15 protein-coding genes are annotated in these 14,935 nt (G+C 73.1%); 5 read left to right on the forward strand and 10 right to left on the reverse strand.

Translation table 11 applies throughout. The features are described from left to right. Positions 1–76: 76 nt before the first annotated feature. Genes OHA34_RS11515 through OHA34_RS11525 form a run of 3 tightly spaced genes read right to left on the reverse strand, consistent with a single transcriptional unit; the run spans position 77 to position 5,196 of the window. Complete coding sequence (locus OHA34_RS11515) at positions 77–2,671, reverse strand: polynucleotide kinase-phosphatase (protein WP_329521592.1); 2,595 nt, start codon at positions 2,669–2,671, stop codon at positions 77–79. Then, positions 2,668–4,164, reverse strand: coding sequence for a 3' terminal RNA ribose 2'-O-methyltransferase Hen1 (locus OHA34_RS11520; protein ID WP_329521593.1), 1,497 nt, complete (start codon positions 4,162–4,164; stop codon positions 2,668–2,670). The genes OHA34_RS11515 and OHA34_RS11520 overlap by 4 nt, the downstream gene beginning before the upstream one ends. Before the next feature lie 42 nt (positions 4,165–4,206). Continuing rightward, positions 4,207–5,196, reverse strand: a complete 990-nt coding sequence (locus OHA34_RS11525) for a DUF3152 domain-containing protein (protein ID WP_285941112.1) — start codon at positions 5,194–5,196, stop codon at positions 4,207–4,209. A gap of 114 nt (positions 5,197–5,310) precedes the next feature. Between OHA34_RS11525 and OHA34_RS11530 the strand changes: the two genes are divergently transcribed. Continuing rightward, on the forward strand, positions 5,311–6,144 hold the full coding sequence (locus tag OHA34_RS11530; protein ID WP_329521594.1) for a TIGR02452 family protein: 834 nt from the start codon (positions 5,311–5,313) through the stop codon (positions 6,142–6,144). Positions 6,145–6,224: 80 nt separating this feature from the next. On the opposite strand, the gene OHA34_RS11535 is transcribed toward OHA34_RS11530, so the two are convergent. Then, on the reverse strand, positions 6,225–6,947 hold the full coding sequence (locus tag OHA34_RS11535) for a TetR/AcrR family transcriptional regulator (protein WP_285941115.1): 723 nt from the start codon (positions 6,945–6,947) through the stop codon (positions 6,225–6,227). 191 nt (positions 6,948–7,138) lie between these two features. Between OHA34_RS11535 and OHA34_RS11540 the strand changes: the two genes are divergently transcribed. Continuing rightward, complete coding sequence (locus OHA34_RS11540) at positions 7,139–8,896, forward strand: MFS transporter (RefSeq protein WP_329521595.1); 1,758 nt, start codon at positions 7,139–7,141, stop codon at positions 8,894–8,896. A gap of 109 nt (positions 8,897–9,005) precedes the next feature. Here the strand turns inward: OHA34_RS11540 and OHA34_RS11545 are convergent, their stop codons facing one another. Beyond that, positions 9,006–9,932 (reverse strand): LLM class F420-dependent oxidoreductase, encoded by a 927-nt coding sequence (locus tag OHA34_RS11545; RefSeq protein ID WP_329521596.1) that lies wholly within the window; start codon positions 9,930–9,932, stop codon positions 9,006–9,008. A 203-nt stretch (positions 9,933–10,135) separates the two neighbouring features. Here OHA34_RS11545 and OHA34_RS11550 point away from each other — a divergent pair, with 203 nt between their 5' ends. Next, positions 10,136–11,161 carry a glycoside hydrolase domain-containing protein gene (locus OHA34_RS11550; protein WP_285941118.1) on the forward strand — a complete coding sequence of 342 codons (1,026 nt, stop codon included), beginning with the start codon at positions 10,136–10,138 and terminating at the stop codon, positions 11,159–11,161. 11 nt (positions 11,162–11,172) lie between these two features. On the opposite strand, the gene OHA34_RS11555 is transcribed toward OHA34_RS11550, so the two are convergent. Then, on the reverse strand, positions 11,173–11,478 hold the full coding sequence (locus OHA34_RS11555; protein WP_285941119.1) for a hypothetical protein: 306 nt from the start codon (positions 11,476–11,478) through the stop codon (positions 11,173–11,175). A 123-nt stretch (positions 11,479–11,601) separates the two neighbouring features. Then, positions 11,602–11,988: a helix-turn-helix domain-containing protein gene (locus OHA34_RS11560; protein ID WP_285941120.1), complete on the reverse strand. Its 387-nt coding sequence runs from the start codon at positions 11,986–11,988 to the stop codon at positions 11,602–11,604. 198 nt (positions 11,989–12,186) lie between these two features. Here OHA34_RS11560 and OHA34_RS11565 point away from each other — a divergent pair, with 198 nt between their 5' ends. Continuing rightward, positions 12,187–12,498 carry a hypothetical protein gene (locus OHA34_RS11565; RefSeq protein WP_285941121.1) on the forward strand — a complete coding sequence of 104 codons (312 nt, stop codon included), beginning with the start codon at positions 12,187–12,189 and terminating at the stop codon, positions 12,496–12,498. Here OHA34_RS11565 and OHA34_RS11570 read toward each other — a convergent pair. Beyond that, on the reverse strand, positions 12,488–13,465 hold the full coding sequence (locus OHA34_RS11570; protein WP_285941122.1) for an NAD-dependent epimerase/dehydratase family protein: 978 nt from the start codon (positions 13,463–13,465) through the stop codon (positions 12,488–12,490). The genes OHA34_RS11565 and OHA34_RS11570 overlap by 11 nt on opposite strands. 219 nt (positions 13,466–13,684) lie before the next feature. Here OHA34_RS11570 and OHA34_RS11575 point away from each other — a divergent pair, with 219 nt between their 5' ends. Continuing rightward, positions 13,685–14,137 carry a PaaI family thioesterase gene (locus OHA34_RS11575; protein ID WP_329521597.1) on the forward strand — a complete coding sequence of 151 codons (453 nt, stop codon included), beginning with the start codon at positions 13,685–13,687 and terminating at the stop codon, positions 14,135–14,137. 370 nt (positions 14,138–14,507) lie between these two features. On the opposite strand, the gene OHA34_RS11580 is transcribed toward OHA34_RS11575, so the two are convergent. Together OHA34_RS11580 and OHA34_RS11585 are read right to left on the reverse strand one after the other, a co-directional pair. Then, complete coding sequence (locus OHA34_RS11580; protein ID WP_285941124.1) at positions 14,508–14,645, reverse strand: hypothetical protein; 138 nt, start codon at positions 14,643–14,645, stop codon at positions 14,508–14,510. Positions 14,646–14,654: 9 nt separating this feature from the next. After that, positions 14,655–14,933 (reverse strand): hypothetical protein, encoded by a 279-nt coding sequence (locus tag OHA34_RS11585; protein WP_285941125.1) that lies wholly within the window; start codon positions 14,931–14,933, stop codon positions 14,655–14,657. Between the last annotated feature and the right edge of the window lie 2 nt (positions 14,934–14,935).

Here is a 14,935-nt window from a genome sequence, read left to right on the forward strand (position 1 = left end):
GCCACCGCCGTGCTCAAGAGCCCGTCCGTCCGGACGCCCCTTGAGCACGGCGGGACGCGGTCCGCGCCCGGAGCCGTCAGAGCCGGGGGTCGACCGGCTCCGACTCCAGCGCGAGCACGGCGAACACCGCCTGGTGGATTCGCCACACCGGCTCGCCCGCGGTGAGCCGGTCGAGCGCCTCCAGGCCGAGCGCGTGCTCGCGCATGGCCAGCGACCGCTTGCGGCCGAGCGACCGGCCGCGCAGCCGGTCCAGGTTGGCGGGCTCGGTGTAGTCGGGGCTGTAGATGATCCGCAGGTACTCGCGGCCCCGGCACTTCACCCCCGGCTGCACCTTGGCGCCGTCCGGGAGCGGCCCGAGCGGCTTGACCACCATGCCCTCCCCGCCGGACGCGGTGAGCTCCTCCCACCACCGGGTCACGGCCGCCTCCGAGTCCGCCGAGCCGAGGTCGGCGACCGTCCACCCGGTCGGCGCGATCAGCCCGGACGGGTCGGACGCGGCGAGCCGCCCGGCCACCTCCATGTGCCAGTCGTGGTCGCGCAGCGCCGCCCACGCCGAGCCCTCGCCCGCCAGGACCTGGAACGGGGCCAGGCGCAGCCCGTCCAGGCCGTCGACCGTCCAGCAGTACCGCGCGTAGGCGTCGCGGAACAGCGCCGCGTTGGCGGCCCGCCGGTCGACGTGCTCGCGCAGCCCGCCGACGTCGAGGCCGCGCGCCGCCGCCCGCGCCAGGGCGTCCGCGGCCACCGGCAGCGCCGCCCGCGCCGCGGCGCCGGTCGCCGCGTACTGGGTGCGGATCAGGTCCATCGCCTTGGCCGACCACGGCAGCAGCTCGCAGTCGAGCACGAGCCAGCCGGTGTCCAGCTCGTCCCAGAGCCCGGCGGCCCCGATCGCGGCGCGGACCCGGCCGAGCACCTCGCCGGTGCGGGCGGGGTCGCGGAAGAACGCCCGCCCGGTGCGCGTGTAGATCGCGCCGCCGGTGCCGTCGTCCACGCCGAAGCGCGCCCGCGCGACCTCGGCGTCGCGGCAGACGACCACGACGGCGCGCGAGCCCATGTGCTTCTCCTCGCACACCACCCGGGTGAGGCCCCTGTCCCGGAACGCGGCGAGGGCCTCGGCGGGGTGCTCCAGGTAGCCGGGCAGGCCGGACGTCGCGGCCGGCGCCATCGTCGGCGGCAGGTAGACCAGCCAGCGCGGATCGACCGCGAACCGGCTCATCACCTCCAGCGCCGCCAGCGCGTTCTCCTCGCGGACCGACACCCGGCCCATCAGCCGGGTCCGCACGCCCCCGTTGCCGAGCACGTCGTCGATCTTCACCACGTCGCTCTCGCGGTGCCCGCCCGCGGCGTCCGCCCCGCCCGGCGCCGCGAGCGGGCGGACCGGCTCGTACCAGACCTGCCGGGCCGGGAGCGAGACCAGCTCGCGCTCGGGATAGCGCAGCGCGGTGAGGCTCCCGCCGAACACCGCGCCGGTGTCCAGGCAGATCGTGTTGTTGATCCACTCGGGCCTCGGGATCGGCGTGTGGCCGTACACGACCATCGCCTCGCCCCGGTAGTCGCGCGCCCACGGGTAGCGCACCGGCAGCCCGTAGTCGTCGGTCTCGCCGGTGGTGTCGCCGTAGAGGGCGAACGAGCGGACCCGGCCGGACGCGCGCCCGTGGTAGTCCTCCTTCAGCCCGGCGTGCGCCACCACCAGGCGGCCCCCGTCCAGGACGTAGTGGGCGACCAGGCCGTCCATGAACCGCAGCGCCTCGTCACGGAACTCCGCCGGCTCGGCGGCGAGCTGCTCCAGCGACTCGGCCAGCCCGTGCGCGACCCGCACCTTGCGCCCGCGCAGCGCCTTGACGAGCTTGGCCTCGTGGTTGCCCGAGACGCACAGGGCGTTCCCGGCGGCGGCCATGCCCATGACGAGCCGCAGCACACCCGGGCTGTCCGGGCCGCGGTCGACCAGGTCGCCGACGAACACGGCGGTGCGCCCGCCGGGGTGGTTGGCGCCGGCGGCCCGGCCCGCCGCGTCCCGCTCGATCTCGTAGCCGAGGTCGGCCAGCAGGTCCTCCAGCTCGGCGCGGCAGCCGTGCACGTCGCCGATCAGGTCGAACGGGCCGGTCAGGTCGCGCCGGTCGTTCCACGCCCTCTCCCGGACCACCGTCACGGCGTCGATCTCCGCGGTGCCCGCCAGCACGTACGACCGGCGGAACTCGCGGGACAGCGACCGCAGCCCGCGGCGCAGCTCGCGGCGCTGCCGCGGGATCACGTGCGCGGGCAGGTCCCGGTCAGGCCGGGCGGCGTTGCGCTCGGCCGCGACGTGCTCGGGCACGTCCAGCACGATCGCGACCGACAGCACGTCGTTCTCCTTGGCCAGCCGCACCAGCGACTCGCGCGACTTCGGCTGCACGTTGGTGGCGTCGACCACCGTGAGCAGCCCGCGCCGCAGCCGCGTCCCGACGATGTAGTGCAGCAGGTCGAACGCCGCACCGGTCGCGGACTGGTCGTTCTCGTCGTCCGACACCAGGCCCCGGCAGAAGTCGGACGAGACGACCTGGGTCGGCGTGAAGTGCTCGCGCGCGAAGTGCGACTTGCCCGAGCCGGACACCCCGACCAGCACCACCAGCCCCATCTCGGGGATCCGGACCTCGCGGCCGGCCGGCCGCGCCCCCTCCGCAGTCTCGATCGTCATCGGCTGAACACCCCCATCTGCGTCGGCGCGCCGACCTCGGGATCGTCGTCGCCGACGGGCACGTGGCGGACCTGGTAGCCGTGGGCGGCGGCGACGCGCCCGGCCCACTCGCGGAACTGCGCGCGGGTCCACTCGAAGCGGTGGTCGGCGTGCCGCATCGCGCCGGGCGCCATGCCCTCGTAGCGCACGTTGTGCTCGGAGTTCGGAGTGGTGACGACGACCACGCGGGGCGCGGCGTCGCCGAACACCACCTGCTCGACCGCGCCGAGGCGGGGCGGGTCGACGTGCTCGACGACCTCCATCAGCACCGCCGCGTCGTAGCCGCGGAAGCGCTCGTCGGCGTACGTCAGCGCGCCCTGGAACAGGTCGGTGAGCCGGCCGGACGACGCGTTCGGGCTCTGCTCCCACTTCAGCCGCCGCTTGGCCGCCCCGAGCGCGCGGTAGGACACGTCCGCGCCCGCGATCTCGGTGAAGAAGGCGTCCTGGAGCAGGCGGGAGAGGAGCTTCCCGGAGCCGCAGCCGAGGTCGATGACGCGCCGGGCGTCCTCTTCGCGCAGCGCCTCGAGGACCGCCCGCCCGCGCCGCTCGGCGAGCGTCACAGGTGCCGCGTCCTCGGTGGCCCCGGCGTCCTCGGTGGCCGTCGCGCCGTGCGCGGACGCGGCGTCGGCGTCGGCATCGGCGTCGGTCGCGTGCGGAACGGTGGCGGCGGGCTGCTCCTCGTCGATGTCGGTGTGGTCGAGCGCGTCCTCAGGGGCGTCCTCGGAGTCGGCGAGCCGTCCCAGCGCGGCGCGCACAAGAGTGCGGCGGTTGGCCAGGTAGCGGCGGGTGATGTCGGCGCGGGCGGGGTGGGCGGCCAGCCAGCCCTCCCCCGCGCGGATGAGCTTGTCGACCTCGTCCGGCGCCATCCAGTAGTGCTTGGCGTCGTCCAGCACCGGGAGCAGCACGTAGACCTGGTTGAGCGCGTCGGCGAGCCGCTGCCTGCCGGTCAGCGTGAGCGTCACGTACCGCGAGTCGCCCCACTCGGGGAACTCCGGGTCGAGCGGCACCGGAACGGCGGAGACCTCCCAGCCGAGCGGCTCGAAGAACCGCGCGGCCTGCGCGGGCCCGCCCCGGCAGGGCAGCGCGGGCAGCACGATCTCCAGCGGGATCGGCGTGGCCGCCAGCTCGGGACGCGCGTCGCACCGGCCGCGCATCGCGGTCCGGAACACGTTGGCCATGGCGGAGGCCATCAGCGAGGACGCCGCGTACGGACGGTCGTTGACGTACTGGCCGAGGGAGAAGTCCGGGGTGCTCCTGCTACGCGTGCGGGCCAGCTTGACGGGGTCGACGTCGAGCAGCAGCGCGGCCGTGCAGCGGTCCTCGTCGGCGTCGGGGTAGAAGACGTGCGCGGTCCCGAAGGACTGGTCGAACCGCTGCACCCGTCCAGGGTGCTTGTGCAGCGCGTACCCCAGGTCGGGCGCACCTGGCATGGTGGTCTTTATGGTCAGAAGCACGGGCCAAGTGTGGCGGAAGCGGGTCGGGTGCCCCAGCGGTTTTCAGGGCACCGAGGGACCGGTGACCAGCCGTCCGCGCCGGTCGAACGGCCAGCCGTTGATCTTGCAGCCCTTGAGGCCGAAGATCTGCTGCTGCATGACCGGCGCGGCCCGGCCGCGGCCGGCGCAGGTCATGTGGCCGAAGCCGAGCCGGTGGCCGACCTCGTGGTTGATCACCAGCGCGTGGTAGTGGTCGGGCTGCCCGCGGTAGAAGGTGGTGAGCAGCAGCCAGCGCTTCAGGTTGACGACGACCTGCTTGCCGACGCTGCAATTGACCTTGCCCTCGGTGGTCAGGCCGTACGCGCCGCAGATCTTGTCGACGGTCCCGGGCGAGGCCAGCCGCACCACGAAGTCGTAGGGGCCCGAGTCGACGCGGCGGAACGACCACTTGCCGCCGGCGGTCCAGCCGCGCGGGTCGGCCATGATCCGGTCCACGCTGCGGGCGAACGCGGTGGGGTTCTGGCGGAGGCCGCCCTCGACCTCGACCATGTAGCGCATCAGCTTCCCGTGCCCGTACGCCCGGGTCGCCGAGGGCGGGCGGGTGAACTTCCCGTCGCCCTTCGCGGGGATGTACGGCGGCTGCTTCGGGGTGACGACCGGCGGGCTGGACGGGGCGGTGTCGGCGGAGGGGCTCGAGGTCGCGGGCGAGTCGGGGGTGTCGGCGGCGAGCGGCTTCTTCCCCGACATCGACCCCCAGGCGAGCATCGCGCCCGCGCCGAGCGCGACGAGCAGCACCAGCGACACCGTCAGGATGATCGCGCCCCGCACCCGGTTGCGCCGCGCGCCCTCGAACTCCCGGTCCAGGTCGGCGGCGAGGTTGCCGAGGGGCTGGGGGGCGTAAACCGACTCCTCGAACGGCGGCTCCTCGTACGGCGGCGGCTCCCCGTACGGTGCGGGCCCGCGCGGCGGGGGCGGCGCGGCGGGCGGCGGGGCCTCGGCCCGGCGGTGGGACGAGGAGCGGCGGGAACGTGGTCGCGATCGTGGGGGCTGCATGGCGCAGCACAGCATGCCAGAAACCAGGGCGATTCTAATCATTTCGCGTGACCTCGCAGGTCAGCGCAAACAAGTTGCCGCTCCGACCGCGTGACCGGAACAATCCGGACCGCGATGAGCAGACACCCCCGCCGGATGACCGCCCAGGAGACCGTGGCCATCCTCGAGAGCGGCGAATACACCTCTCCCTCCGGCAGCACCGTCACGATCGCCGGACGTCTCGACTCCGCCGTGTACGGCACCGTCCTGCACCGGCCCGGCGACAGCCTCGCCCCGTTCGGACGGCCCGAGGCGCTCCCCGAGGGCCGGGCGACGCGCGTCGAGGTCACCGGCGAGACCACGCTCGCCGCCGCGCGTCGCCTCTGCGGCCCGGACACGCCGCCCCTCGCCCTCAACTTCGCGTCCGCCAAGAACCCCGGCGGCGGTTTCCTCAACGGCGCGCACGCCCAGGAAGAGGGTCTCGCGCGCTCGTCGGGCCTCTATACGACGCTGCGCGCGGCCCCCGAGTACTACGAGTTCCACCGCGAGCAGCGCGACCTGCTCTACAGCGACCACATGATCTACTCACCCGCCGTGCCGGTGTTCCGGGACGACGCGGGACGGCTGCTGGACGAGCCGTACGACGTCGCGTTCCTCACCTCCCCGGCCCCGAACCTCGGGGCGATCCGCGACCCGGCCGTGGCCGCGCGCGTCCCCAAGGTGCTGCGCTCGCGCGCCCGCCTGGTCCTCGCGGTGGCGCTCGCGCACGGCCACCGGCGGATCGTCCTCGGCGCCTGGGGCTGCGGGGTCTTCGGCAACGACCCGCACGAGGTCGCCGCCGCGTTCGACGAGGCGCTGCGCGCCGACTTCGCCGGGTTCTTCGAGCACGTCGTGTTCGCGGTCTGGGACACGGCCGCGGGCTCCCCCCGCCACTCCGCCTTCGAGCAGGTCATCACCCCCTCCCCCTGATCACCCCGCAGGCCCCGCAGGTACCGCCGCCTCCGCCTCCGGGGGCACCGCGGCGGCGAGCCGGGCGGGGAGGGCCGCGGTCACTGCTCGACGTAGGAGCCGATGCCGCGGATGAAGATGTCGAGGCCGAACTCGAAGCGTTCGTCGCCGTCGCCGTCGGTGAGATCGTCCACCATCGCGACGACGTTGGGGTAGCGCTCGGCCGGCAGGGCCTTGAAGTACTCGCGGATCTCGGCGATGTAGCGGAGGAAGTGCTCCGTCCCGCCCTGCCCGTCCTCGGTCTTGGCGGCGTAGAGGGTGTTCTCGACGCTGTCGGCGTCGATGAACGCGCCGAGCGTGTCGACGGCCAGGGCGGCGATGCGGGGCGGGACGCCGCCGGCCCGCATCACGGCGAGCTGGAACTCGGCGAGGCGCAGCAGGTTGGGGCCGGTGGGGATGAGCGCCAGGGAGACCCTGGCGATGTCGGCGTGCGCGCCCCACACGCGGCGCACCTCGCGGGCCAGGTCCTTGAGCTGCTCCTGCCAGCGGTCCGGATCGATCTCGGGGACGCGGATCTCGCCCGCGACCCGGTCGAGCATCAGCTCGCGGAGCTCGTCCTTGCCGGAGACGTGGGCGTACAGGGAGGCGGGCCCGGTGCCGAGCTCCTGGGCGACCCGGCGCATGCTGACCGCGTCCAGCCCCTCGGCGTCGAGCACCCCGATCGCGGTGCCGACGATGAGGTCCTGGCTGAGCGGCCGCTTGGACGGGACGGCCTTGCGCGGCCTGCGGCCCGGAGGCGTCGGCATGCCGGCGGGTGCGGCCATGTCGGAACCTGCCAATCTCGCGATACATCTTGACTGTCGAGAATCGCGATATATCTTCTCTATTGAGGAGAGGTTCTCGGCCGACACCCCTCCCACTCCGGTCAACGAACATCGTACTTGACACGAACAGTATTCGTAATTTAGAACAGTGTTCGTCATAACGAACCCTGTTCCAACAACGGAGGACCCTCATGACCGAGACCATCGAGACCGGCAGAGCGGAGGACCGTCCCGACGCCGCCACCGGCGGCTACCGGTGGCGCTGGGCCGCCCTGCTGGTGATCCTCGCCGGCGAGGTGATGGACATGCTCGACGTGCTGATCACCAACATCGCCGCGCCCACCATCCGCGCCGAGCTCGGCGGCTCGGCCAGCACCATGCAGTGGCTCGCCGCCGGCTACACCCTGGCCATGGCGGTCGGGCTGATCACCGGCGGCCGGCTCGGCGACCTCTACGGCCGCCGCCGGATGTTCCTCATCGGCGCCGGCGGGTTCACCGTCGCCTCGCTGCTGTGCGGGATCGCGGTCAGCCCGGGGACGCTGATCGGCGCCCGGCTGCTCCAGGGCGCGTTCGGCGCGCTGATGCTGCCGCAGGGGATCGGGATGATCAAGCAGATGTTCACCCCGAAGCAGATGGCCGCCGCGTTCGGCCTGTTCGGGCCGATCATGGGGCTGTCCTCGGTCGGCGGCCCGGTGCTGGCCGGCTGGCTGGTGGACGCCGACCTGTTCGGCACCGGCTGGCGGATGATCTTCCTGATCAACCTGCCGGTGGGCCTGGCCGCCGTGCTGGCCGGCCTGCGCTACCTGCCCGCGGGCCGGTCCAAGCAGGCCACCCGGCTCGACCTCACCGGCGCGGCGCTGGCCTCCACCGGCGCCGGGCTGCTGGTCTTCCCACTGGTCCAGGGCCGCGAGCTGGACTGGCCCGCGTGGACGTTCCTGATGATGGCCGCCTCGGTCGCGGTCTTCGCCGTGTTCGCCTGGTACGAGGTCCGCAAGCAGCGCGCGGGCGGCGACCCGCTGATCGTGCCGAGCCTGTTCCGCAAGCGCGGCTTCACCGGCGGCCTGGCCGTCGGGCTGGTCTTCTTCTCCGGCGTGGCGGGGTTCGGCCTGGTCTTCTCGCTCTACCTCCAGATGGGCCTCGGCTACTCCCCGCTGAAGGCCGGGCTGTCGCAGATCCCCTGGTCGGTCGGGATCATGGTCGGCTTCGGGGCCGCGCAGGCCGTGCAGCGCCTCGGCCGGACGGTGATCCACATCGGCACCGCGGCCATGGCGGCGGGCGTCGCCGGGATGGTCGCGACCCTCCACTTGGCCGGCCTCGACGTGACGCCCTGGCAGTTCACCCCGGCGCTGATCGTCACTGGGCTCGGCATGGGCATGATGATGGCGCCGTTCTTCGACACCGTCCTGGGGGGCGTCGAGCCCGAGGAGACCGGCTCGGCCGGGGGCACGCTCACCGCGGTCCAGCAGCTCGGCAGCGCCCTCGGCGCGGCCGTCCTCGGCACCGTCTTCTTCGGCATCCTCGGCGGGCACGTGACCGGCGCCGTCGACCACGACGCGCCCGGACTGCGCGCACAGCTCACCGCCGCCTCGGTCCCGGCCGCCCGGCAGGACCCGATCGTGGCCGGGCTGCGCGCCTGCGGCGACGACCGCGCGACCGCCAAGGACCCGGCCGCGGTCCCCGCGTCCTGCGCCCGGCTCCAGCGGGACGTCGCGGCGGCTGTCGCCACCGTCCCGGAGTCGGCGCCCGCCGTCCAGCGGGCCGTCGGCGCCGCCGCCGGGCACTCGGCCAAGACCGGCTTCGACGGCGCCATGAAGGTCACGTTGTGGGTCGAGGTCGGCCTGCTCGGCCTCACCTTCGTGATGGTCTTCCTGCTGCCGATGCACGCCCGCCCCGAGGAGGACGCCCCGGAGCCCGAGACCGGGACGGGAGCCGTCCCCGCCACCGCGTGACCCCCCGGCGAAACACGGCGGCCCGTGACCGAACCCCCGTCACGGGCCGCCGCCGGGACGGCCCTCAGGCCGCCGTCCAGCGCCGTCGGCCGTCAGACGCCGCCGGCGGTCAGAGCTTGCTCAGCACCTCGATGGCGAGCAGCTCCAGGTGGCCGAGGTCGTCGAGGTCGAGGACCTGGAGGTAGAGGCACTCGGCGCCCAGCTCCGCGAAGCGGCCGATCTTGTCGACCAGCTCGGCGGGCGTGCCGGCCAGGCCGCTCTCCCGCAGCTCGTCCACATCGCGGCCGATCACGTCGGCGCGGCGCTTGATCTCGGCCTCGTCCCGCCCGCAGCACACCACCTGCGCGGCGGAGTAGACCATCGGGCGGGTGCGGCCGGCGTCCCGGCAGGCCGCGCGGACGCGGTCGAACGCGGCGCCGGTGTCGTCCGGCATCGTGAACGGCACGTTGTACTCGTCGGCGTAGCGGGCGGCCAGCCGCGGCGTCCGCTTGGCGCCGACCCCGCCGATCAGCACCGGCGGGCCGTCGGGACGCGCGGGCTTGGGCAGGGCGGGCGAGTCCGCGAGCCGGTAGTGCTCGCCGTCGAAGGAGAAGGTCTCGCCGTCGGGCGTGCGCCACAGCCCGGTGATCACTTCGAGCTGCTCCTCCAGCCGCTCGAACCGCTCGTTCAGGCTGGGGAACGGGATGCCGTAGGCGGTGTGCTCCTCCTCGAACCAGCCGGTGCCGATCCCGAAGTCGACCCGCCCGGCGCTCATCCGGTCGACCTGGGCGACCGCGACGGCCAGCGGGCCGGGCAGCCGGAAGGTGGCCGCGGTCACCAGCGTGCCGAGCCGGATCCGGCTGGTCTCCCGGGCCAGCGCGCCCAGGGTGATCCAGGCGTCGGTCGGGCCCGGCAGGCCCGGCACATCGCCCATCTTCAGATAGTGGTCGGAGCGGAAAAAGGCGTCGAACCCGAGGTCCTCCGTGGCCTTGGCGACCGACAGCAATGTCTCGTAGCTGGCCCCTTGCTGGGGCTCGGTGAAGATCCGAAGACGCATGCCCCCATCCTCGTCCCCGCGGGGCGCCGTGAGCGCGCCGGGTCCGGAATCCGGAATCCGGAAGGGGCCGATCCGCCTGTCCGACCTGGCCGCAAAGCCAGCCTTTCGGTGCCGTCCGGCCTGGAACCTGCGGATTCGCCTGCGTCCGGACGGGCACTCGGGTTGAATCGTCGCGAACCTGCTCCCGACCCATGGAGTTGACCATGGCTGTCTTCGGCGTCGACTACGCGTGGGGGCGCCCCGGCGCGGCCGCGCTGAAAAAGGCCGGCGCGAAGTTCGCGTGCCGCTACCTCTCGCACGACACCACCGGGAAGAACCTCACCCAGGCCGAGGCGAACGAGCTATCGGCGGCCGGCCTGTGGCTGGTGGTCGTCTGGGAGACCTCGGCGAACCGCGCGCTGGACGGGCGCGCGGCCGGCCAGGCCGACGCCCGGGACGCCGCCGCCCAGGCGACCGCGCTCGGCATGCCCGGCGACCGGCCGATCTACTTCGCCGTCGACTTCGACGCCTCCGCCGCCCAGCAGTCGGCGATCAACGCCTACCTCGACGGCGCCGCCTCCGTCATCGGCCGCGGCCGGGTGGGGGTCTACGCGGGATACGGGCCCACCAAGCGCGCGTTCGACGCCGGCAAGATCACCTATGGCTGGCAGACGTACGCCTGGTCCGGCGGCAAGTGGGACTCCCGCGCGCAGCTCCAGCAGTACTCCAACGATCACACGATCAACGGAGTGGGCGTCGACTACAACCACGCCGTCAAGGACGACTACGGGCAGTGGCGCGTCGGTGTCTCACCCGGAGAGGACGACATGCCCGATTACGTGTCCGTCGGCGCCACCGCCGCGCAGCCGCTCGCCCCCGGCAAGTGGACCACCGTCAACTGGGACACCGAGTACGCCGACTCCCGCGGCCAGCACCGCGACGACGGCGGCCCGAGCCTGCTCACCGGCCCGGCCCGCTACACGCTCACCGCGGCGGTCACGGTCAGCGGCGTCCCCGCCGGCACCCTCATCCAGGCGCGGGCGATCGAGGTGGACGCGGCCGACACCACCGAGTACGAGGGCGGCCCGGTCCAGGACTTCGCCTCGGTCGGCGACGAGACCAACCTGGTGTACGGGGTGGCCGCCGACAACGTCGGCCAGGACCACCGGGTCCGGATCCAGCTCGTCCAGCACGGCACCGGCGCGGCCTCGATGACCGGCGGCTCCGCGAAGGTGCTGTTCTGGAAGTAGCCGCGCCCGCGCTAGCGCCGCTCGTCCTGCCGCTCCGCGGCGAGGCGGGCGGCGTTGTGCAGGACGCGGGTCTGCGTCTCGATCTGCCTGAACAGGTACCGCCGCTGGAGGCGCAGCTCGCGGGAGAGCCGCAGCACGGCGAGCGTGAGGCCGGCGACGGCCAGCGCCAGCCCGGCGCCGACGAGCACCAGCGGATCGGGACGGCCCGGGGCGATGGCGAGCGCGATCGCGATCACGCCGAGCACGGCGCCGGAGACGCCGGCCACGCCGGCCGCCGCGGCGCCGGGCCCCCGACGAGGATGGGCGCGTCCGCGCATCGGTGACACTCCTTCGCCCATGGAGCGGGGGCTCCTGACCGGGATCGGCACCTCCAGTGTTCCCGCTTGTCAGTAGCCGTAACAACCGGTCAGATCCTGAATGATTTCAGACTCCGGAAAACGTCACCGCCCGTCGGGCTCCCCGTACAGCGCGCGCAGGAAGGCCAGCGCCATCCGCCGCTTGTCGCCCGGGTCGGCGCGCAGGTCGGCGAAGTAGGCGTTGAGCTCGTCCAGCTCCTTGAGCACCACGTCCATACCGGGCCGCGGGGACGCCCCGGCCGGCTCCCCACCCTCGCCGATCCGGACCAGGTCCCCGGGCCGCCACTGCAACGCGTCCTCGATGGCGCTGCGGGTGCGCGCCTGGGGCCAGCGCTCCCCGGCCTCCAGGTTGTAGATCGTCTTGACCGTGACCCCGGCCCGCTCGGCGAGCTGCTCCTGGGTCAGGCCGAGCGACCCGCGCCGGGCGACCACGTACTTGGCGATCCGTTCCCGGTCCAGCTCTCCAGCCATGCCCCCAGCATGGCGGAAACATTAAGGAACATCCAGTAACCCTCAGTAGAATATTTCCTACGCATCACTTTCCGTTACTTACCGATTTGCCTTGAAATATTACTGATAGGTTCCTATCGTGGCCGGTGGGTCCGCCGATACGGGCCTCCTCCCAGGTCCCCCGGCGCAGCCCCGGCGTACACGAAGGGGCGGGTAACCGTGACTGAGAAAGGACCGATCACCCTGGAGCTGGCGCTGGCGGAACTGCGCCGCGGCATCGAGGTCAGGCTCGCGGGCCTCGAAGGCCGGATCGCGCTGCTCGGCCAGCGCGACGAGCTCCACGAACGCCAGGTCGCCGACCAGGCCCGCGAGATCGGCGAGCTGGAGGATCGCGTCGGCGCCGCCGAACGCGACCAGGTCACCCGCGGCCAGCTCGACAACCGCTTCCGGCACACCGTGGCGCTGCTCTCGCTGCTGGCGGCCACCGCCTCCGTGGCGATCGGCCTGCTGACCACGCTCCTCAGCCGCTGAGCACCGCGGCCTCCCGGTCCGGGGCGAGCCCGACCACCTCGCGGTCGGCGCGATGCGGCACCTGCCCGTCCAGGCTGCGCAGCCAGGCCCAGGTGTCGGCGACGGTCTCCTCGACCGGACGGCACCGCAGCCCATGGGCCTGCGCCTTCGACGCGTCCCCCTGGTGGAGCGTGTCATAGAGCTCCCCCGGCGGCAGCCAGATCGGAAGCTCGGTCCATGGCTCGATGCCCGCCGCGAGAAGGGTCTCCGGGGCCGTCCAGCGCAGCTCGGCATCGACGCCGGTGACGTCCACGCACGCTTCCAGCAGCCGGCCCATCGTCGCGTGGCCGGGCGGGCTCACCACGTTGAACGGGCCGCCCAGCCCCTCCGCGTCCAGCACCCAGCGGGCCAGGTCGCGCGCATCGATGTACTGCAAGGGCAGATCCTCGGGCCCGGGCGCCAGCACCGTCCCGCCCCGCGCGATCCGCGACAGCCACCAGGGCAGCCGCCCGATGTTCTCGTACGGGCCGAGGATCAGCCCGGCGCGGGCCAGCAGCGCCCGCTCCCCGAACGCGGCCAGCGCCGCGAGCTCTCCCCCGCGCTTCGCCTCGGCGTACTCGGCGTCGCGGGCGTCGGGCGACCCGCCCACCACGGGCCCGTCCTCGGCGAGCCCCCGCGGGGCGGGCGCCTCGTACACCGACCGGCTGGAGATGTAGACGTACCGGCCGGCCCGCGCGCTCAGCCGCTCGGCCGACTCGCGCACGGCCCAGGGCGCGCCGGACCACGTGTCGACGACGACGTCCCACACGCCCAGTTCGAGCGCCGCCAGGCCGTCCGCGCGGGTGCGGTCCCCCCTGAGCGCGACGACCCCGTCGGGCACCGCGTGGCGTCCACGGTTGAACACGGTCACGTCCCACCCCCGTGCCACCGCCTCCTCGGTCACGGCCCGCCCGACGAATTCCGTCCCGCCCAACACCAGAAGCCTCATAAAAGACACCCTGCCCACCACCCCGCCACCCTGAACAACCGCCCCCGCTCAGCATCGCCGAGCCAGGCGGAATCCGGCCCACGAACAACTCCGAGCGGCCACCGCACCCGCGACCCGTCCGGCAAAATGCCGGGGACGTCCGCACAAGTAGGCGGCTGTCACCCTTCAGCCACGACAGGCGTCCGTGTGACTGTCAGTGGCGACCTGTTCAATTGGCCCATGGAAACGCAACGGCGCGGACTCTTCTGGGACGTGCAGGCAGGACGGGTCCCCCCTCCACCCGCAGCGAAGCTCCTCGGCTGGGAGCTGGTCGCGGTGGACCCCGAGCAGGGCACGATCGAGGTGGCCTTCCAGGCGAGCGGGCAGTTCGCGAACCCCGTCGGCGCGATCCAGGGAGGGTTCCTGGCCGCGATGCTCGACGACACCTTGGGCCCCGCCCTCGTCGCGACGTTGCCGGAAGACCGGTTCGCGCCCACTCTCGATCTCCACGTGCAGTACCTTCGCCCCGCCCGCCCCGGACGGCTCCTGGGCCGCGGACGGATCGTGCAGCGCGGCAGGGAGATCTGCTTCCTCTCCGGCGAACTGATCGGCCAAGACGACCGTCCGGTAGCCGTCGCGACCGCCACCGCCCGGATCCAGACCGTCCCCCAGAACCGGCAGCCCCTCTCTTGAGCAGGGCCCTTGCTGCGCACCGTCCGAACCACCGTCCACGCCGGCCGTTCGGGCCCGACAACGGGGGCGGGCCGCCCCGGTCTAGTAGGCCGGGGGCGGCCCGCGATGTTCGCCGATCGGTCAGGCCCGGGCTCGAAGGACTCGGACATGTCTCCTCCAGATGATTTCGGAGAGTGATAGGACAGGTACATTGAGTCACGATTGGGGTACGTGGCACTGCCCGCCACGGTGACGTCCCTCTGTGACCAGGCATTTCCCGCACTGTCCACACTCAAGGCATGGCCCTCTCGCCCGGCTCGCGCGCCGCCTCGCGGTCTTGGCCGACGCCACGGCCCCGGAGGCGAGCATGGGCTCCCAGGGCCGTGGCGGATCAGGCGAGGGTGGCCGTCCAGGACCCTCTACGCAGGTGGATCACGCCGTCCGGGGCGACGGTGGCGCGGGCTCCGTGCACGGGCAGGGATCCCGTCGCGGAGTCAGCGGGCCCGGACTCGTCGTCGCCGGTGGCCACAGCCCCCGATCATGAGGTCTCCCCGTCACCTGGGCCGTCTGGACCGGGCCTCAGTTTCGCGGCGATCGCGTAGTCGATCCTCACGTCCCGGTAGGTGACGTCCTTCCTCACATTGTCCGGCAGCCCCTCTCTCACGCTGCCGGACGACGACTCGCCGTCGGCGTCCCCGGTGAACTCGACGGCGTTCTCGGGAGTCTCGTCGAACCGGAGTTCGTCGGCCTTGATCGTCGCCTCGAAAAGAATCTCGGCCGACCGCCGGAGCTCCGGCCCCGGGCGCTTTCCGCTCATGA

Origin of the sequence: Spirillospora sp. NBC_01491 (assembly GCF_036227065.1) — a bacterium.
Classification (GTDB): domain Bacteria; phylum Actinomycetota; class Actinomycetes; order Streptosporangiales; family Streptosporangiaceae; genus Spirillospora; species Spirillospora xylanilytica.